The organism is Campylobacter sp. BCW_4323, from assembly GCF_001763115.1.
GTDB lineage: Bacteria > Campylobacterota > Campylobacteria > Campylobacterales > Campylobacteraceae > Campylobacter_D > Campylobacter_D jejuni.
This window is the reverse complement of record NZ_MJYC01000041.1, coordinates 22,958-41,689: the sequence shown is the minus strand read 5'-3', so window position 1 is coordinate 41,689 and position 18,732 is coordinate 22,958. Positions and strand designations below refer to the sequence as shown.

At 31.0% G+C, this 18,732-nt stretch carries 21 protein-coding genes; 15 read left to right on the top strand and 6 right to left on the bottom strand.

The genetic code is table 11. From position 1 onward, the window contains the following. Positions 1–57: 57 nt before the first annotated feature. The 12 genes from AJN60_RS03635 to AJN60_RS03580 are packed head-to-tail and all read left to right on the top strand — an operon-like array spanning position 58 to position 10,173. Positions 58–330 (top strand): NifU family protein, encoded by a 273-nt coding sequence (locus AJN60_RS03635; protein ID WP_002871253.1) that lies wholly within the window; start codon positions 58–60, stop codon positions 328–330. Beyond that, entirely contained in the window at positions 317–868 is a 552-nt protein-coding gene (locus tag AJN60_RS03630; protein WP_002855727.1) for a hypothetical protein, read from the top strand. Before AJN60_RS03635 ends, AJN60_RS03630 begins: the two co-directional genes overlap by 14 nt. Next, a complete protein-coding gene (locus AJN60_RS03625; RefSeq protein WP_070285893.1) occupies positions 852–2,135 on the top strand; it encodes a UDP-N-acetylmuramoyl-L-alanyl-D-glutamate--2,6-diaminopimelate ligase in 1,284 nt (427 codons plus the stop codon). The genes AJN60_RS03630 and AJN60_RS03625 overlap by 17 nt, the downstream gene beginning before the upstream one ends. A 3-nt stretch (positions 2,136–2,138) precedes the next feature. Beyond that, the gene (locus AJN60_RS03620) at positions 2,139–2,450 is read left to right on the top strand and encodes a YbaB/EbfC family nucleoid-associated protein (protein WP_002851172.1); all 312 of its coding nucleotides are present in this window, start codon (positions 2,139–2,141) and stop codon (positions 2,448–2,450) included. Next, positions 2,447–3,541, top strand: coding sequence for a PDZ domain-containing protein (locus AJN60_RS03615; RefSeq protein WP_002862279.1), 1,095 nt, complete (start codon positions 2,447–2,449; stop codon positions 3,539–3,541). The genes AJN60_RS03620 and AJN60_RS03615 overlap by 4 nt, the downstream gene beginning before the upstream one ends. Further along, positions 3,538–4,383 (top strand): polyprenyl synthetase family protein, encoded by an 846-nt coding sequence (locus AJN60_RS03610; protein ID WP_070285892.1) that lies wholly within the window; start codon positions 3,538–3,540, stop codon positions 4,381–4,383. Before AJN60_RS03615 ends, AJN60_RS03610 begins: the two co-directional genes overlap by 4 nt. A 9-nt stretch (positions 4,384–4,392) precedes the next feature. Then, positions 4,393–6,291, top strand: a complete 1,899-nt coding sequence (gene tkt, locus AJN60_RS03605; protein WP_070285891.1) for a transketolase — start codon at positions 4,393–4,395, stop codon at positions 6,289–6,291. 1 nt (position 6,292) lies between these two features. Beyond that, a complete protein-coding gene (locus AJN60_RS03600; RefSeq protein WP_070261499.1) occupies positions 6,293–7,402 on the top strand; it encodes an ABC transporter permease in 1,110 nt (369 codons plus the stop codon). Then, complete coding sequence (locus AJN60_RS03595) at positions 7,403–8,125, top strand: ABC transporter ATP-binding protein (RefSeq protein WP_070285890.1); 723 nt, start codon at positions 7,403–7,405, stop codon at positions 8,123–8,125. A 2-nt stretch (positions 8,126–8,127) separates the two neighbouring features. After that, positions 8,128–9,018 (top strand): MlaD family protein, encoded by an 891-nt coding sequence (locus AJN60_RS03590; RefSeq protein WP_002862284.1) that lies wholly within the window; start codon positions 8,128–8,130, stop codon positions 9,016–9,018. Further along, a complete protein-coding gene (locus tag AJN60_RS03585; RefSeq protein ID WP_052795476.1) occupies positions 9,018–9,617 on the top strand; it encodes an ABC-type transport auxiliary lipoprotein family protein in 600 nt (199 codons plus the stop codon). The genes AJN60_RS03590 and AJN60_RS03585 overlap by 1 nt, the downstream gene beginning before the upstream one ends. A gap of 55 nt (positions 9,618–9,672) precedes the next feature. Beyond that, the gene (locus AJN60_RS03580) at positions 9,673–10,173 is read left to right on the top strand and encodes a flagellar FLiS export co-chaperone (protein ID WP_002862286.1); all 501 of its coding nucleotides are present in this window, start codon (positions 9,673–9,675) and stop codon (positions 10,171–10,173) included. 370 nt (positions 10,174–10,543) lie between these two features. Here the strand turns inward: AJN60_RS03580 and map are convergent, their stop codons facing one another. The 6 genes from map to AJN60_RS03550 all read right to left on the bottom strand — a co-directional run bounded on the left by map (position 10,544) and on the right by AJN60_RS03550 (position 15,165). Further along, entirely contained in the window at positions 10,544–11,302 is a 759-nt protein-coding gene (gene map / locus AJN60_RS03575) for a type I methionyl aminopeptidase (protein WP_070261500.1), read from the bottom strand. A gap of 9 nt (positions 11,303–11,311) precedes the next feature. Next, the gene (murI, locus tag AJN60_RS03570) at positions 11,312–12,055 is read right to left on the bottom strand and encodes a glutamate racemase (RefSeq protein WP_002871264.1); all 744 of its coding nucleotides are present in this window, start codon (positions 12,053–12,055) and stop codon (positions 11,312–11,314) included. Between the two features lies 1 nt (position 12,056). Further along, positions 12,057–12,518 (bottom strand): C40 family peptidase, encoded by a 462-nt coding sequence (locus AJN60_RS03565; RefSeq protein WP_070261501.1) that lies wholly within the window; start codon positions 12,516–12,518, stop codon positions 12,057–12,059. An 8-nt stretch (positions 12,519–12,526) separates the two neighbouring features. After that, complete coding sequence (nhaA, locus tag AJN60_RS03560; protein WP_070261502.1) at positions 12,527–13,696, bottom strand: Na+/H+ antiporter NhaA; 1,170 nt, start codon at positions 13,694–13,696, stop codon at positions 12,527–12,529. Further along, complete coding sequence (gene nhaA, locus AJN60_RS03555; RefSeq protein WP_070261503.1) at positions 13,693–14,841, bottom strand: Na+/H+ antiporter NhaA; 1,149 nt, start codon at positions 14,839–14,841, stop codon at positions 13,693–13,695. The genes nhaA (AJN60_RS03560) and nhaA (AJN60_RS03555) overlap by 4 nt, the downstream gene beginning before the upstream one ends. A 141-nt stretch (positions 14,842–14,982) precedes the next feature. Next, on the bottom strand, positions 14,983–15,165 hold the full coding sequence (locus tag AJN60_RS03550; protein ID WP_002856010.1) for a YjfB family protein: 183 nt from the start codon (positions 15,163–15,165) through the stop codon (positions 14,983–14,985). Positions 15,166–15,496: 331 nt separating this feature from the next. On the opposite strand from AJN60_RS03550, the gene AJN60_RS03545 reads away from it, so the two are divergent. The 3 genes from AJN60_RS03545 to AJN60_RS03535 all read left to right on the top strand — a co-directional run bounded on the left by AJN60_RS03545 (position 15,497) and on the right by AJN60_RS03535 (position 18,684). Continuing rightward, positions 15,497–15,700, top strand: coding sequence for a hypothetical protein (locus tag AJN60_RS03545; protein WP_070261504.1), 204 nt, complete (start codon positions 15,497–15,499; stop codon positions 15,698–15,700). Between the two features lie 354 nt (positions 15,701–16,054). Then, positions 16,055–18,148 carry an FTR1 family iron permease gene (locus AJN60_RS03540; RefSeq protein ID WP_070261505.1) on the top strand — a complete coding sequence of 698 codons (2,094 nt, stop codon included), beginning with the start codon at positions 16,055–16,057 and terminating at the stop codon, positions 18,146–18,148. Continuing rightward, positions 18,145–18,684 (top strand): iron transporter, encoded by a 540-nt coding sequence (locus tag AJN60_RS03535; protein WP_070261506.1) that lies wholly within the window; start codon positions 18,145–18,147, stop codon positions 18,682–18,684. The genes AJN60_RS03540 and AJN60_RS03535 overlap by 4 nt, the downstream gene beginning before the upstream one ends. Positions 18,685–18,732: the final 48 nt, after the last annotated feature.

Sequence of the window (18,732 nt, the reverse complement as noted above, 5' to 3'; positions counted from 1 at the left end):
TTACCTTTTTTTAAACACAATCACGCTAAAGTATATAAAAATTTTTAAGGATAAATTATGATGCCTTTTAGCGATGAAGAGCTTATAAATCCTGTTAAAGCAAGTTTAGAAAAGAGCTTGCCTATGCTTGAACGTGATGGCGGAGGGCTTGAATTTTTAGGAATTAAAAATGGGATCGTTTATATCCATTTAATAGGAGCTTGTAAAGGTTGTGCATCAAGTGGAACGACACTAAAATACGGTCTTGAAAGGCAACTTAAGATTGATATTCATCCAGAAATCACTATAATCAATTTAAACGGCGGAGCAGACGAATTTGCAAAATTATAAAAAACTTGGAATTGAACATTTTTACAAGAAAGATTTTAAAACTGCAAAAATGTATTTTTCTATGGCTTATGAAAAACGCAAAAATAAACGCTTGCTAAATTTTATCTGCCTTTGTGATCTTGCTTTAAAATCTCCTAAAGAAGCTTCTTTACTTTTTGATTTTTATATAGAACATTACAAAATCTCTAGTATTGATAAAGACTTAGAAGAAATTTTAAGTACGATAGAATTTAAAAAACAAGAAAACAAACAAGAAAACGAATTTGAAGATGGGCATGCGTTAAATTATCAAGATTTTTTAAAAAGCGAAGAAGAACTTGGTTTTCAAAAAAGTTTTGAAAATATCATTAATAGCACTAAGTTAGTTATTGATAATCGTGATGATTTTTTAGATTTTTTGGAAAAATTACTTGATAATGGCTATAAAGATATGACTTTAAATTATATAGAAAATGTTATGCCTCATTTTTGGGCAAATGATAGATTTATCAAACTCCAAGAAAAACTCATAGGATTTAAAAGTGAAATTAAAACTTGAAAATTCATTCATTACAGATAATACCTTAGAGTGTGAAAAAGAATGCTTTTTTTTGCAAACCACACAAAATGCTAAATTTCACGCTCAAGCCTTAGAAAAAGGTGCAAAAATCATTGATGTAAATGAGTGTAAAAAACTTTTAAAAATCGACGAAAAGATTCAAATCATAGGAATCACAGGAACCAATGGAAAAACCACAACCGCAGCAGCGATTTATTCTATCTTACTAGATTTAGGTTATAAGTGTGGGCTTTGCGGAACAAGAGGAGCTTTTATCAACGATGAACAAATTGATGAAAAATCCTTAACCACCTCCCCTATTCTTAAAACCTTAGAATACCTACAAATAGCCACTCAAAAAAAATGTGATTTTTTCATCATGGAAGTAAGCTCACACGCCTTAATTCAAAACCGTATCGAAGGCTTAAATTTTGCTGCTAAAATTTTTACCAATATCACGCAAGATCATTTAGATTTTCACGGTACTTTTGAAAATTATAAAGAAGCAAAAGAGCTTTTTTTTACCGATGAGAGTTTAAAATTTATCAACAAAGATGCTTTGGCTATTAAATTTAATGTGCGTAATGCTTTTACTTACGGCATAGAAAATCCTGCTTTATATCAAATCAAAGCTTATTCTTTAGAAGAAGGTATTAGCGCTATTGTAACAAATAAAAATCAAACTTTTCACATAGACTCGCCCTTGCTAGGACTTTTTAATCTTTACAATCTTCTAGTTGCTAGTGCTTGTGTGAATGAACTCGTAAAGCCTGATTTAAAAGACTTGGAAAATGCTATCAGTGGATTTGGCGGGGTTTGTGGCAGGGTAGAACAAGTAGCAAAAGGCGTGATCGTGGATTTTGCTCATACGCCTGATGGCATTGAAAAAGTGCTTGACACTCTTAAAAATAAAAAACTCATCGTTGTTTTTGGAGCAGGTGGAGATAGAGATAAAACCAAACGCCCTTTAATGGGAAAAATCGTCGAACATTTTGCAAAAATTGCTATCATTACAAGTGATAATCCACGCAGCGAAGAACCAAAAACCATCATGGAAGAAATTTTATCAGGCTTTGCTAAAAAAGAAAAAGTTTTAACGATAGAAGATAGAAAAGAAGCCATAAAAAAAGCTTTAGAACTAAAAGAAAATGACGATTTAGTCGTTATTTTAGGCAAAGGTGATGAAACTACTCAAGAAATTAAAGGGATAAAATATCCTTTTAGTGATAAAGTAGTTGTTAATGAAATTTTAAAAAATCAAGGATAATCAATGTTTGAAAATATGGATTTTTCTAAAATGGGTGAACTTTTAAATCAAGTTCAAGAAAAAGCAAAAAATATAGAACTAGAACTTGCAAATCGTGAATTTAGCGCCAAAAGTGGAGCAGGACTTGTTAAAGTAAGCGCTAATGGAAAAGGCGAGATTATCGATGTTAGCATTGATGATTCTTTACTTGAAGATAAAGAGTCCTTGCAAATTTTACTTATTTCTGCGATTAATGATGTTTTAGCCATGGTTGCGCAAAATCGCTCAAGTATGGCGAATGATGTTTTAGGCGGTTTTGGAGGTATGAAATTATGAAAAAAATTTTAATTATTTGCATGCTTTTTACTTTGTCTTTTGGTATAGAAAGACCTAAATTTGAAGATTTTTTAGCAGGTTATGAAAGAAATAAGGCAAGCATGCTCAACTATGAAGGAATGCCAGCTTTTGCACTCAGTGAAAATTTACTTGCTGTGTTAAAACAACCTAATACTAAGCTTAACAAATATGTAAAATACGATCCATTTTTAAATTTATATCTTGTAAGAACTGACTTTAGCCTAATCCCTACTCCTATGGGTGATGAAGAAAAACTTACTCGTAATGATTGGGTTGGAATTTGGGATCCTAATAAACCTTATATAGGGCATATTAAGTATTTAGCTCAAAATATTGATGAAAAAGATCAACTTGATTTTAATTCTAAAATAGGACTTTTAGGGACTCCATGCTGTGAAATGATGGGGATTGCTTTAAATAATAGCTCTTTTATAGGCAATCGTTATTTAAAACATTTTATGAAATATAACGATGTTTATTGGGGGGATATTGGCGTTGATTTTGTTGTTCGAGAAAATAAAATTTATGTTAACAATGTAAGAAAAAATCCACAATTTTTAATCAACGATCAAGTTATAAGTGTTGATGGCTTGCCCGCCAATGATTTAAGAAAACTCAATGAAAAAATTCTTTTTGCAGATCGCGGAAGCACTCTTTATTTTCAAGTGTTGCGTGATAATATGGATTTAAATATTTCTACTGAAGTTTTTGCAAAAGATTTGAGCAAATTTAACCTTCCTGATTCTAAACCAAAACCAAAAATTACAAATTTCACAAGCAATCTTGGTTTAACGGTTAATACTAGTCTTGTTGTAACCAAAATAGATCCAAAATCAAAAGCATCAAATGCAGGATTTATGGTAGGAGATAAAATTTTACGCGTTAATAATATTATTTTAAATAATTTTAAAGAATTACAAAATATTTTAAGTGCTGGTAATGACTTTAGCATCTTAATTGAACGCAAAAGTACTAAATTACCTTTATCAAATTTCAACAATGAACTAGGCGGAAATGCCAACTCAGGTGGCGATGGTAAATTTCAATTTTTCATAAGGCTTACTAAGTGAATTTAAAAGAACTTTTCATCCATCACTTAGAAAAAAATCTACCTAAAGTTGAAAGCTTTCATCCTTTTTTTAATGAAGCTTTAGTCCTTATGCTAAAAGCGGGAGGAAAGCATTTTCGCGCACAATTGCTTTTAAGCGTAGTACAAAGCAATAAACCTGAACTTTTAAATCAAGCTTTAGATGTGGCTTTAGCTTTGGAATTTATCCATACTTATTCACTCATACACGATGATTTACCTGCTATGGATAATGCGGACTTTAGACGAGGAATTCCAACCTTACACAAAAGCTACGATGAAACTACAGCCATCTTAGTGGGTGATGCTTTAAATACTGAAGCTTTTTTAACTCTAAGTCATGCTCATTTAAAAGATGAAATCAAAATCAAACTCATAAAAACCCTTGCCTTTAATGCAGGACTTAATGGAATGGTCATAGGACAAGCTATTGATTGTTTTTTTGAAGACAAAAGACTGAGTTTAAATGAACTTGAGTTTTTACATACACACAAAACCGCAAGATTAATCGCTGCAGCTTTAAAAATGGGTTGTGAAATTTGCGAACTTAACAACGAAGAAAGTAATCAAATTTACAAACTTGGTTTAAAACTAGGACTGATTTTTCAAATCAATGATGATATTATCGATGTAACTACAAGTCAAGAACAAAGCGGAAAGCCTACTAACAACGATATTCATAAAAATTCTTTTGTCAATTTGCTTGGACTTGAACAAGCCATAAAAACAAAAGAAAATCTTCTTAGTGAATGCGAACAAGACTTAGAAAAACTTAATGAAAAACTCGCACAAATGATACAAAATTTAATAATTCAATACTTATAAAGGCAAAAAATGGACATTCAAATTTTACAAGAACAGGCAAATACTCTAAGATTTTTAAGTGCCGATATGGTGCAAAAAGCAAACTCAGGACACCCAGGTGCACCTTTGGGCTTAGCAGATATTTTAAGTGTTTTAAGTTATCATTTAAAGCACAATCCTAAAAATCCCACTTGGCTAAACCGTGATAGACTTATATTTTCAGGTGGACATGCAAGTGCTTTGCTTTATAGTTTTTTACATTTAAGTGGCTATGATTTAAGCTTGGAAGATCTTAAAAATTTCCGCCAACTTCATGCTAAAACCCCTGGACACCCTGAAATTTCAACTCTTGGAGTAGAAATCGCTACAGGCCCTTTAGGACAAGGCGTTGCCAATGCCGTAGGCTTTGCTATGGCAGCAAAAAAAGCACAAAATTTGCTAGGTAGTGATTTAATCGATCATAAAATTTATTGTCTTTGCGGAGATGGGGATTTACAAGAAGGCATTTCTTATGAAGCTTGTTCTTTAGCAGGACTTCACAAACTTGATAATTTCATACTTATTTACGATAGCAACAATATCTCCATAGAAGGCGATGTAGGTTTAGCCTTTAATGAAAATGTAAAAATGCGTTTTGAAGCACAAGGATTTGAAGTTTTAAATATAAATGGACACAATTACGAAGAAATCAATAAAGCCTTAGAACAAGCTAAAAAATCCACAAAACCTTGTCTTATCATCGCAAAAACAACTATAGCAAAGGGTGCAGGAGAGCTTGAAGGCAGTCATAAAAGCCATGGTGCACCTTTGGGCGAAGAAGTGATTAAAAAAGCCAAAGAACAAGCAGGTTTTGATCCAAATATCAGTTTTCATATCCCACAAGCAAGCAAAATCCGCTTTGAAAGTGCTGTAGAACTTGGGGATTTAGAAGAAGCAAAATGGAAAGATAAACTTGAAAAAAGTGGTAAAAAAGAACTTTTAGAAAGGCTATTAAACCCTGATTTTAGCAAGATAGCTTATCCTGATTTTAAAGGAAAAGATCTTGCTACAAGAGATAGCAATGGTGAAATTTTAAATGTTTTAGCTAAAAATTTAGAAGGATTTTTAGGTGGAAGTGCGGATTTAGGCCCTTCAAATAAAACAGAACTTCACGGTATGGGAGACTTTATAGAAGGTAAAAATATCCATTTTGGCATCAGAGAACACGCTATGGCAGCGATTAACAATGCTTTTGCAAGATATGGAATTTTCTTACCATTTTCGGCAACTTTTTTCATCTTTAGCGAGTACTTAAAACCTGCCGCAAGAATAGCAGCCCTAATGAAAATCAAACATTTTTTCATTTTCACACACGATAGCATAGGTGTGGGCGAAGATGGACCAACACACCAACCTATAGAACAACTTAGCACTTTTAGAGCTATGCCAAATTTTTTAACCTTTAGACCTGCTGATGGAGTGGAAAATGTCAAAGCTTGGCAAATAGCCTTAAATGAAGGTATTCCAAGTGCTTTTGTGCTTTCACGCCAAAAACTCAAAGCTCTAAATGAACCCGTTTTTGGAGATGTAAAAAACGGAGCATATTTACTTAAAGAAAGCAAAGATGCTAAATTTACACTTTTAGCAAGCGGAAGTGAAGTTTGGCTTTGTTTAGAAAGTGCAAACGAACTAGAAAAACAAGGTTTTGCTTGTAATGTTGTTTCCATGCCTTGTTTTGAACTTTTTGAAAAACAAGATAAAGCTTATCAAGAAAGATTGTTAAAAGGTGAAGTTATAGGTGTTGAAGCAGCGCATTCTAATGAACTTTATAAATTTTGCCATAAAGTGTATGGTATAGAAAGTTTTGGAGAAAGTGGCAAAGACAAGGATGTTTTTGAACACTTTGGCTTTAGCGTTTCAAAACTTGTAAATTTTATCCTTAGTAAATAAAATGAATACAAATTTCAAATTTCAAAATAACACTCTTTTTATCTTTGGAATTTGGGATAAAACAAGTATTTATAAGTTAAAAATAAAAGATTTTTTAGCTTTGATTCAAAGCAAGGAAGTGATTTTTGATTTTAAAGATCTAAAAGCAATCGATACCGCTGGAGTGAGATTTTTCCTTGCTTTGGAAAATGACCTTAAAGATAAAAATATTAAAATCACCAAAGAAGGCTTAAATTCACGCTTTCAAACCCTTTTTGAACTTTGTGAAAAAAACTACCAAAGACTAAGCAAAACAAAAAAATCACATAAAAATTTCAGTGAATACTTTATCGATCTTGGAAAATTAAGTTTAGAACTTTTAAAAATTTTAAGAAAATTCATCAATTTCACAGGAGCTTTTTCCACAAGTCTTTTTTTATGCCTTAAAAATCCTAAAAATTTTCGCTTTATTGCTTTTTTATATCATATAGAAAATTCTGCTTTTAAAGCCTTGCCTATAGTTATTTTAACTGCTCTTTTAGTAGGAGTGGTTTTAGCCTATCAGGCCGCTTATCAACTCGCACAATTTGGAGCCAATATTTTCATAGTAGATTTGATGGGAATTTCAGCCACTAGAGAACTTGCACCTTTAATCGCCGCCATAGTGATCGCAGGAAGAAGTGCAAGCTCTTATACCGCACAAATTGGAGTGATGAAAATTACTGATGAAATTGCAGCTATGAATACTATGGGTTTTCGTTCTTTTGAATTTATTATTATTCCACGTGTTATGGCTTTGGTAGTGGCTATGCCTTTAATCGTTGCCATTAGCGATACAATCAGTATTATAGGTGGAATGATGGTTGCAAAATTAAATCTTGATATTTCTTTTGCCGAATTTTTAAGACGCTTTAGAGAAGCTGTAGATATAAAACATATCTTTATAGGACTTGCAAAAGCACCTATTTTTGGATTTTTAATAGGGCTTATTGCTTGTTTTCGTGGTTTTGAGGTAAAAAACACTACACAAAGCATAGGAATTTATACCACAAAAAGCGTTGTAAATGCTATTTTTTGGGTGATAGCTTTTGATGCTTTATTCTCTGTTATTTTAACTTCTGCAGGAATTTAAATGGTTATTAAAGCGCAAAATATCATTACAAAATTTGGAGAAAAAATCGTCCATGATGGCGTAAGTTTTGAAATCAAAAAAAACGAAATTTTTGGTATTTTAGGAGGTAGCGGAAGTGGAAAATCCGTCCTTTTAAAACAAATGCTTATGCTTGAACATTTTGATGGTGGAGAATATGAAATTTTAGGCTATAAGCTTAAAAATATCAACGAAGAAGATGCACTTGCTTTGCGTAAAAAATGGGGTGTGGTTTTTCAGTTTGCTGCACTTTTTAGCTTTTTTAATGTTTATGAAAATATCGCCATTCCTTTAAAAGAATACACTCATTTAGATGAAAATAGCATACAAGAACTGGTTTTAATGAAGCTAAAAATGGTAGGCTTAAACGAAAGTGTTTTAAAACAATTTCCAAGCGAACTTAGTGGTGGTATGCAAAAAAGAGTGGCAATTGCTAGAGCTTTAGCACTTGATAGTAAATTGCTTTTTTTAGATGAACCTACTTCAGGACTTGACCCTCATAGTAGTCGTGAATTTGACGATTTGGTTTTAAAGTTAAAAAAAAGTTTTGATCTAAATATCATTTTGGTTACACATGATAAAGAAAGTATGAAAAATTTACTCGATCGTTTTATCATTTTAGAAAATAAAAAAGTTGGATTTTGCGGCACTTATGAAGAATTACGCTTGCAAAATGAACGACTTTTTAAAAGATTTATGGAGTAAAAGTGGAAAATAGAGCAAATTATTTTTTTGTAGGACTTTTTGTTTTTGGAGTATTTTTTGCAAGCCTTGGTTTCATACTTTGGCTTGGTGGATACTCTAAAGAAGAAAGTTTTAAGTATTATGAAATTCACACACAAGAATCCGTTGCAGGACTTGGCATAAAAGCACCCGTAAGGCTTTTGGGCGTGGAAGTAGGTAGCGTAGAAGAAATCAGCATTTACAATCAAGATGAACTCGGCGTTAACATACGCATTAAGGTCAAAAACAATACCCCTATAAAAGAAGACACCTTTGCTACTTTGCAACTTCAAGGTATCACAGGACTTAAATTTGTCCAACTTCAAGGCGGAAGTAAAAATAGCAAAGATTTAGTATCTATACAGGGAAAACTTCCAGTCATTCCTTTTAAAGAAAGTTTTTTAGCAACCATAGACAGACAAAGTGAACATATTTTTTCTTTGGTTAAAACGGCCGATGATAAATCAAAAGAACTTTTAAGCGAAAAAAATCTTAAAAATCTAGAAATCTTTTTGCAAAATCTAGCAGAATTAAGTGCAAATTTAAATGCTAATTCTAAAAATTTAAGCCTTAATCTTTCAAACACAAGTTTAAAAATAGGAAAAATGGCTGATAATATAAGCCTTAGTGCGCAAAATTTCAACTCCAGTCTTAAAGACATAAAAGAAAGCACGATGATTTTAAAAAATTTCATAAAAAAAGCTGATGAAAAATTAAACACTTATGATGATATTAAAGCATCTTTGATGCAAAATTTAGAGCTTTTTAAACGAATTTTAATTGAAAGCAATATTCTAATAGAAAATTTACAAAACAGCCCTGCTGATTTGATTTTTAAAGAAACTAAACCTAAACTTGGACCAGGAGAAAAATAATGCTAAAGCAATTATTCTGTATTTTGACTTTTATTTTTATGTTATGTGGATGCTCTTTAAGACACGAAACCATCAATAAAAATGAAAATATCATATTAAAAGACGAAGGAATAGACTCAAATATTTTTTTTAAAAAAACTGGTAAAATTCTTAAAATTCGCAATGCAAATGCACCTTTATATTTAAACTCAAGAGCTATTGTTTATATAGATAATGGTTTTAGCAACAAATACGCACATTATTTCTGGGGAGATTTACCAAGCAATCTTTATTCTTTTTTAATTTTGTCAAAATTTGAACAAAGCAATATTTTTACAACCTTGCTTTCTTCAACAAGCTCTTTAAGTGCGGATTATGCTCTTGAAAGCAGGATTAACTCTTTTGAGCAAATTCTTAATAACAATGAAAACTACGCTCAAATTTCTGTAAGTGTAAATTTCATAAATCTTGAAAACAATCAAATAATAGCTCATAAAATTTTCAATACTAAAGAAAAAATAGAAAAAAAAGATATCCGCTCTACCTATAATGCTTTTCAAAAAGCCTTGAATAAAATTGGCAATGAGATTATTTTTTGGGTAAATTCTAATTTATCCTAATTTAGGAACACTTTTTGCTTTTTAAATATTTAGCAATATTTTTGAAAGGTAAACAATGAAAAGTGATTTAGATATATTTAAAAAACACTTAGGCGAAATTCAAAGCGTGAATGAATTTAAAGCAAATCAAATTTGCTCTCAAATCAATGATGCAAATGATTTTATAGGAGCACTTCAAGTACTTGATATGTCTTTAAAAAAAATAGAAAAAAGCATTCTAGAAAGAATAGATGAAAATTCAGATGATATGCAAAAAAGAACTCTTGATGCCACAGCATCACAACTTATACAAAACTGCTCTTTCATGGGAACAGCCCTTTTTGGAAATATTTTCAATGTTTATGTTGGTAAAAAACTTTTTGAATTTGAAATTGCTAATCCACTTTTAATTCTTCAAACAAGTAATTACGAAGGTGTATTGGCCTATATACAAGATAAAAGAGATGAAATAAAAATCATTCTATCAGAGTTAGCAACCGCAATCACCATGGGCGAAACTGTGGATAATGCTGGAATTTATAACTCTACAATGGATTTTAAAAATTTATTTAAATAAGAATAGTAATCATTTGTTCTCTTTAAGCAAATATAATATATTTTAGCTTAAAGAGATTTTCCAAACTCTAAAAGAGAGTTAGGCTACGAATAAAAAGGGGGAGGGAAATAGCCTAACCCAAACGAGATCTTAAAAGATCTCTTTAAACTAAAATAAATATTTAGATAATTTAATAAAAATTATTAAATTATCTAAACCATATTTATGTTTTAGTTTAATACGATGTGACACTTTATTCTAATAACACTTAATATATGATAAAAATATTATTTAGTAACTTAAATTATTAAAGAATATTACTACAATATTATTTAAAAAATTTTAAATTTTTAGGATTTTAAGAAAAAAATATTATTTTTATAATTTAATATCATATCATAGAAAGAATTTCAGCACGCCCATTAATCACAGCAACACAATGTTCATAATGAGCCGCATTAAGCCCATCAATACTTCCAGCATCCCATTTTCCATTATAATGTTTTGGTGTTCCATCTTTTTGGCATATCATAGGCTCTATGCAAAACACCATTCCATTTTTAATTTTAGGGCCACTTTTTGCACTCGCACCTTTTTCTAAATAGTTTAAAATTTCAGGCTCTCCATGGGGCTTTCGTCCTATACCATGTCCACAATATCCACGAAGCGGGACAAAACCTCTTACATGGATAAATTCGCCTAAAGCAGCTGAAAGTTCCTTAAAACGCATTCCATCATGAATAATATCTATAGCATGATATAACGCGTCTTTAGCGCAAGAGATTAAAGCTTTATCAGTGGGTGAAACTTCTCCTATAGCAATAGTTCTTGCTGCATCCCCATAATACCCATCAATCAAACTTCCCACATCAAGACCTAAAATATCACCCTCTTTGATAATTTTATCATCTGGAATTCCATGGATACAAACTTGATTTAAAGATGTACAAATGGCACCTGGAAAACCATAAAGCCCCTTAAATGATGGCTTGGCACCAAGGCTTAAAATATAATCTTCTGCCATTTTATCAATTTGTTTTAAACTCATTCCTATTTTAATTTCATTCTCTAAAAAATTTAAAGTTTTTGCTACAATTTGATTTGCTATTCTTAATTTTTCTATTTCATCTGGTTTTTTCAATTCTATCATTTTATTTCCTTATAAATTTAGCCAAATTTTAGCAGTATTTTTTAAAGATTCAACATCGCTTGAAGCATAAAAATGCAATCTTGCTTTATGATTTTTCAAATCTATATTTTCTCTTTCTTTAAGAAATTCAACTATAGCATCTCCTGAATGAATTAATTTTGTTTTATCGCCAAAATACTTACTTAAAGAACGACCTAGTAAAGGGAAATGAGTACAAGCGAGTATCAAAGCATCTGGAGTTGTGATATTTTTAAAATAATACTCCATAGCACTTTGCAAAAAATCTCCTTCAAAAATACCTTCTTCAACCATAGGCACAAAAAGCCCTGTAGCTAAAGCATTTATATTTGTATATCCTTGAGATAATAAACGCTTTTGGTATTCTTCTGATTTAATGGTTGCTTTTGTTGCAATGACTAAAATTTCTTTATTTTTATCATGTAAAGCTTTTATCGTTGCTTCAACCCCTGCATCAATTACGCCATATACTGGAAAATGTGCTTTTGCTTTTAAAGCATCTAAAGCATAAGCACTAGCAGTATTGCATGCAATGATAAGCATATCAATTTGAAATTGTTCAAAAAATTCCAATGCTTCAAGACAGAACTTGATAATAGTATCTTTATCTTTCACCCCATAAGGAACTCTTGCGGTATCTCCATAATAGATAATTTCATCAAACAGTCTAGCTTCATAAAGAGATTTTAAAACACTAAGCCCCCCTACTCCGCTATCAAATACACCTATTTTCACTTTAATACCTTCTTGCTCCTATATAACGAGCCTTCCAATAAGAACTATTTAGCTCGGCTTCTTTTACTCCACCTTTAGTAGATAAATGTATAAATTTTCCCTTGCTCGTATAAATACCAACATGCATACCATTTGGCCCTCTACCTGTCTTAAAAAATACCAAATCTCCTGTTTGCAATTTTGATTTAGAAACTTTTCTCCCAGAACCTAATTGAGTTTTTGTAGTGCGAGGTATGCGTATATTAAGCTGAGCTAATACACTCTGTGTAAATCCTGAACAATCAGCACCTTTTTTAGTAGTTCCACCTAAAACATAAGGAGTTTTTTTCCATTCATTTGCTATAGTCTTAAGTTTTGTTTCTTTATTTGTATTATAAATTGGACGAGTATGGTTTAAATTCTGATAAAAACTACATCCACTTATAAAAAATATAATCGTAATAATAAAAAAAATATGCCTCATCAGTCCCCTTAAGATCGAGCAGCAAAGAATTTAAGATAAATAAAACCCCAAATCCCAGAACAAAATGAAGCTATGAGAATAGCTAAATTATCTGCATAATTAAAAATATCACTGACTTCATACGCCAAGCCATCGATAAACAAACTCATTGTAAAACCGATACCTGTAAGTATACAAACCCCATAAAGTTGTTTCAAATTTGAACCTTGGGGCAAGGCTGCAAATTTAAAGCGGATTGCCAAATAAGAAAACAAAAATACACCCACTTGTTTACCCACAAAAAGCCCCAAGAAAATACCTATACTTACACCTGAAAAAATTGCTCCTATATCGATATTGGATAAATTTACCCCAGCGTTGGCAAAAGCAAATAAAGGCAAGATAACAAAAGCGAGCCAAAATTTTAGACTTTCATAGATTTCTTCTAAAAATGCTTCTCCATTTTTAGTTTGCATCGGTATAAAAAATGCTGTTATGATTCCAGCCAAAGTTGCATGCACACCACTTTTTAAAACACTAATCCAAAGAATAACTGAGCAAATAAAATAAAAAGACTTTCTTGTTATCCCTAAAAGATTTAAAATAAGCATTACCAAAATAGCAAGTCCTGCAACGACAAAAGCAACTATTGATAATTTTGTCGTATAAAAAATAGCTATAATTAAAATAGCACCCACATCATCAAAAATAGCCAAAGAAAGTAAGAAAATTTTTAAACTTGATGGAATGTGCTTGCCACACATCATTAAAATCGCTAAGGCAAACGCTGTATCTGTGGCTGTAGGTATAGCCCAACCTTTTAAAGTATAAGCATCTCCTATATTTACCAAAGCAAACAACATCGCAGGTATAAGTATACCTCCTAAAGCAGCCATAAAAGGTAAAACAATATTTTTAGGATTTTTAAAATCCCCATGCAAAAATTCCTTCTTAAGCTCAAGCCCTATAGCAAAGAAAAATATAGATATAAGCCCATCATTTATCCAAAGTAAAAAAGGCTTGTTAAGCTCAAATTCACCTACACTAAATCCGACTTTTAAATTTAGAAATTCTCGATAATGTTCGCTAAAAGATCCATTTTGCACAAGCAAAGCAAACAAAGTACAAACTATAAGTAAAACACCACCAAAAGCCTCGTTTAAAACTAAAGTTTTTAATTTATGTACTATATTATTCATTTAACAATCTTAAGATAAATAAAACCAACAATGGCACTTAAAAAACTAGCTATTAAAATAGCAAGTTTATCCGCATATTCAAAAATATCACTATTTTTATAAGCCAAACCATCAATAAACAAGCTCATCGTAAAACCGATGCCTGTTAAAATACATATACCATAAAATTTTCCATATTTAATATTTTCAGGTAATTTTGCAAGTTTAAGTTTGATAGCAATAAAACAAAAAGTAAAAACACCTAGTTGCTTTCCTAAAAATAATCCTAGAATAATTCCAAGGCTTACAGGCGAAAATACTGAACCAAGATGCATATCTCTAATATCAATTCCAGCATTGGCAAAAGCAAATAAAGGTAAAATAAAATAAACTACCCAAGGATTTAAATCCTTAAGAACTTCATGTAAATAAGGTTTTTTATTTTTTGTATCAAGAGGTATAAACAAAGAAATGATCACACCAGCCAAAGTTGCATGCACTCCACTTTTAAGCATAGCTATCCACAACACAACACCTACCAACACGTACAAAGAAAGATGGGTGATGTGATAATAATTTAACAAAAGCAGAGCAAATATACAAAACAAACAAATAATAATCGCCAAAGCTGAAAGCTGATCTGTATAAAATAAAGCAATAATAACAATAGCGCCCAAATCATCAAAAATAGCTAAAGAAAGTAAAAAAAGCTTTAAACTTGTAGGAATTTTATTTCCTAAAAGCATCAAAATACCCACTGCAAAAGCTATATCGGTTGCTGTAGGTATTGCCCAACCTTTCATAGCAAAATCATGAGAATAATTAATAGCAGCAAAAATTAAAGCAGGAGTAATCATACCCCCCAAAGCTCCAAATATAGGTAAAGACACAGCTCTTATATTTTTAAGCTGTCCGCGTAAAATTTCATATTTTAACTCAAGCCCTATACATAGAAAAAATATAGCTATCAAACCATCATTTATCCATAAATCCAACGACTTTGAAATTTGAAAATGATCAAATCCTACTGTAAAATTAGCATGAAAAAAATCTGTATAAATAACACTTAAAGAAGAATTTTTACATAATAAGGCTAAAAATGTAAAAAATATAAGCAAAATACCAGGGAAAGTTTCACTTAAAACCATCTTCTTTATCATTTGCATCCTTGCTCCTAAATAAATATTATAAAAATTTAATACGATAAATAAAATGGCAAAATTATAACGAAAAAATACTAAAAAAATAATTATTTAAAAAAACAAGCTCAAGATACCAACAAGTTCTTAAGCTTGTTCTTAAGATATTTAAGCGTAAATATCCAAACCACTAGAGCTAGAAACTTGTGGAGCGGAGGCTTGAGAGACACCTTCCATACCTTCGATGAGTTCATTCATCAATGCCTCGTTTGTGTCCATAGATTTTTTCAAAACTGAAGTATTAACAGCAGTCATTAAATTAGCATTACCCATAGAAACATCTGAAACCATATCATCCTCCTTTTAGATTGAGTCTTAAGACTTTATTTAAATCGGATGATATTTTTAAAACTTAATATTTTTTACTAAACTTTTTAAAATTTTTCAAGGAAACCAATATCTGAAATTAAAAATCATAAATTTTTTAAGATAAAATCCTATTTTAAAAATTTTTACACTATGAAACAATAAGCAAAATATAAATGGTTGATACTTTTAGAAGCAAATGAAATAGATAAAAATTTTACTTCAATAAATTTAAGTTTTATCTTATTTATACGATTTATAATATAATCAAAAATTACAACTTAAAAAGCTATTGTAATTATATAGGAGTTTGCTAATGTTACTTAATACACCTTGTAGGGGAATAGTAGATACAAATTTTGAAAGTAAAAGAATTAATATAACTTCAACTTTAAAATTTCAAGAAAAAAAAGAAAAAGTAGAAGCTAAAGCTGAGAAAGAAGAAGCAAATAAAGACAATAGCAATTCTACAGACACAGATACCAACAAAAAAGATAAACTTTTGGATATATCTGCTTAATCTAAAATATGCTATAACCATCTCCTTGAAGAATACAATAAATGATTTTTTGATTTTTATTAAGCTTTTAAAACACTAAAAAATGAAAAATGAAAAATTAAAAATACAAAAACAATATCCCAAAGTGCATAGCTTAGAAGAAAGCCTTGCGATACTTAAAAACAACCCATATTAAATCACAAAAATAAGATATATTTAAAAATTTATTAAAATATATCTTAAATATAATTAATAAAAAATATTATCGATACAAAAGCTTATTTTTTAGTTCTATTTAAGATTTTTAATATTATACTAGCCATTATTTATTTTGATAATAAATATTATTTTTATCAAAAACCAAGGGTAATGATAATGAAAATTTTTAAAATTATATTTTTAATTATAAGTATTTTTTTATCAAGCTCAGCTTTTGCTAGAGTAGATGATTATATTAATGAAGCAAATCTTATCAAAGATATGCTAAAACAAAGCATAGAAACTTACAAAAAGGGTGATAATCTAGGTGCTAAAAAGCTTAGCGAAGATGCGTATTTTCAACATTTTGAAAATATGGAAGGCCCTATAGGAAGAAACATAGGAAGAAAAGCCATCACCATGGAGCGTAAATTTGTAAATTTGCGTCGCATGTATAAAGATGAAGCTCCTTTGACACAAATTAATGCTTTAATTGATAGTCTTTATTATGATCTTGATGAAGTAGCCCCAATCTTACAAAATGGATATCGTTTAAAAGCAGAAGCAAGCGATACAAACTATGATAAGGCTAAAGCTGAAAAATCAAGCTTAGAAGCCAATGCCAAACGCGAAGCTGATGCAGAAGCTTTAATCGCACAAATGATGGGCGTGGACAAAAAAGATTTAGCACAAAGTTCTTTAGGCGCTCAAACTCCTAATACACCTACAAACAACGACACGAGCAAACTTACAGATGATAATGCAAGCGCTGATTTACAAGCTGCTGCTGCAATGGACGCAAGATTGCAATTTATACTAGATAATATCTCTACCAAATTTTCACAGGCTGCTAATGCTTTTAAAGAAAAAAACTACCAAGCTAGTAAAGATTTTTTAAATGATGCCTTATTTAGCGATTATCGCAATACCAAAGTAGAAATTTTAGTAAATAAATTTACCAAAGCAGGAAACGATCAAAAAATTCAACAAGCCATACGCACCCTTATACGCCAAATCAACGATACAAAAATAGATGAAAAAGGCTTAAGAGATGGCTTAGATAACATAGAAGAACAAATTTTTGATGTTTTCTTACAAATTCCAAATTCAGAACTTTCAAGTTTGCAAATTTCAGGCTTTAATGATGAAACAAAAGGCAAAGATTATGCCAAAGTTTCTAATGATATCAAACTTGCTTTAGATGGAATTTTAAAAAATTATGATGGCTTTAGCGCTTCTATAGTAGATGATTTACAAGGAATTTATCTAGATATTTTTGAAGCAAGCGGTATGGAAAATAAAATCGGTGCTGTAGATAGCGGCTTAAAACTTAAAATAGAAAGTTTATTTTCCAAAGGTGTGGCACTGATTAAAGCAAGTGCAGATAAAAAAGAGCTTGAAGCTACTTTTAATAACTTAGAACAACTCATAGCAAGCAGCGTGGATAAAATTCAAGATTCTACTCCTTATTCGCTGTTTATATGGGCTTTAGGCATTATTTTGCGTGAAGGCTTGGAAGCTTTGATTATCGTTGTAGCCATTGTTTCTTATCTTGTGCAAAGTGGCAACAAAAATCGTTTAAATATCGCCTATAGTGCTCTTTTTACAGGAGTGATTTTAAGTTTTGTTACCGCTTTTGGAGTTTCTTGGCTATTCAAAGAAAATGCAGGACAAAGTAGAGAGCTTATAGAGGGCATTACCATGCTTATAGCCGTATTGTTACTCTTTTATGTGGGCTTTTGGCTACTTTCAAACGCACAAAATAAAAAATGGACAAGCTTTATCAAACAAGGTGCTATAGATGCTATATCAAATAATAGCGCAAAAACCCTTTGGATCACCGTATTTTTAGCTGTTTATAGAGAAGGTGCAGAAACCGTGCTTTTTTATCAAGCCTTGCTTTTTGATGCTAAAACAAGCACTGATTTTAGTGCTGTTTTTGGTGGGCTTGGACTTGGAATTTTAATACTTATTGTTTTATATTTTCTTTTAAAAGCAGGAGCCATTCGCATACCTGTAAAACAATTTTTCTATATCACTTCTTACATTATTTTTTACATGGTTTTTGTTTTTACAGGCAAAGGCATAGCTGAACTCATAGAAGGAAAAGTCATTATTCCTAGTCTTATACCTATGAATTTTGAACCGATTTTATGGCTTGGAGTTTATCCTTACTATGAAACCTTAATCCCTCAATTTATAGTTTTGATCATGCTAATTATTGGCATTTTAATAACAAAACAAATTTCAAAAAAAGGAGTAAAATCATGATAAAAAAAGTTTTATCAGTAGTTGCTACAGCTGCGGTTATTAGCACAAATTTATTTGCAGGCGAAGTGCCAATCGGTGATCCAAAAGAACTTAATGGTATGGAAATAGCCGCTGTTTATTTACAACCCATTGAAATGGAGCCAAGAGGTATTGATTTAGCTGCATCTTTAGCAGATATTCACCTAGAAGCTGACATTCACGCACTTAAAAACAATCCAAATGGTTTTCCAGAAGGTTTTTGGATGCCTTATTTAACCATAGCCTATGAACTTAAAAATACCGACACAGGTGCGATTAAACGTGGAACTTTGATGCCTATGGTGGCTGATGATGGTCCTCACTATGGTGCAAATATCGCTATGGAAAAAGATAAAAAAGGTGGCTTTGGCGTAGGAAATTATGAACTTACTTTTTATATCTCAAATCCAGAAAAACAAGGTTTTGGACGCCATGTTGATGAAGAAACAGGCGTGGGTAAGTGGTTTGAACCCTTTAAAGTAGATTATAAATTCAAATACACAGGCACGCCAAAATGATTTTACGCTCGGATTTTCCGAGTGTTTAAATATTTTTATTTTTATTTT

Bases quoted from the DNA above. Each gene is read 5' to 3' on its own strand.
- AJN60_RS03635 (WP_002871253.1), top strand. From the start codon at position 58: ATGATGCCTTTTAGCGATGAAGAGCTTATAAATCCTGTTAAAGCAAGT.
- AJN60_RS03620 (WP_002851172.1), top strand. From the start codon at position 2,139: ATGTTTGAAAATATGGATTTTTCTAAAATGGGTGAACTTTTAAATCAA.
- AJN60_RS03615 (WP_002862279.1), top strand. From the start codon at position 2,447: ATGAAAAAAATTTTAATTATTTGCATGCTTTTTACTTTGTCTTTTGGT.
- tkt (WP_070285891.1), top strand. From the start codon at position 4,393: ATGGACATTCAAATTTTACAAGAACAGGCAAATACTCTAAGATTTTTA.
- AJN60_RS03600 (WP_070261499.1), top strand. From the start codon at position 6,293: ATGAATACAAATTTCAAATTTCAAAATAACACTCTTTTTATCTTTGGA.
- AJN60_RS03595 (WP_070285890.1), top strand. From the start codon at position 7,403: ATGGTTATTAAAGCGCAAAATATCATTACAAAATTTGGAGAAAAAATC.
- AJN60_RS03585 (WP_052795476.1), top strand. From the start codon at position 9,018: ATGCTAAAGCAATTATTCTGTATTTTGACTTTTATTTTTATGTTATGT.
- AJN60_RS03580 (WP_002862286.1), top strand. From the start codon at position 9,673: ATGAAAAGTGATTTAGATATATTTAAAAAACACTTAGGCGAAATTCAA.
- map (WP_070261500.1), bottom strand. From the start codon at position 11,302: ATGATAGAATTGAAAAAACCAGATGAAATAGAAAAATTAAGAATAGCA.
- AJN60_RS03565 (WP_070261501.1), bottom strand. From the start codon at position 12,518: ATGAGGCATATTTTTTTTATTATTACGATTATATTTTTTATAAGTGGA.
- nhaA (WP_070261502.1), bottom strand. From the start codon at position 13,696: ATGAATAATATAGTACATAAATTAAAAACTTTAGTTTTAAACGAGGCT.
- nhaA (WP_070261503.1), bottom strand. From the start codon at position 14,841: ATGCAAATGATAAAGAAGATGGTTTTAAGTGAAACTTTCCCTGGTATT.
- AJN60_RS03550 (WP_002856010.1), bottom strand. From the start codon at position 15,165: ATGGTTTCAGATGTTTCTATGGGTAATGCTAATTTAATGACTGCTGTT.
- AJN60_RS03545 (WP_070261504.1), top strand. From the start codon at position 15,497: ATGTTACTTAATACACCTTGTAGGGGAATAGTAGATACAAATTTTGAA.
- AJN60_RS03540 (WP_070261505.1), top strand. From the start codon at position 16,055: ATGAAAATTTTTAAAATTATATTTTTAATTATAAGTATTTTTTTATCA.
- AJN60_RS03535 (WP_070261506.1), top strand. From the start codon at position 18,145: ATGATAAAAAAAGTTTTATCAGTAGTTGCTACAGCTGCGGTTATTAGC.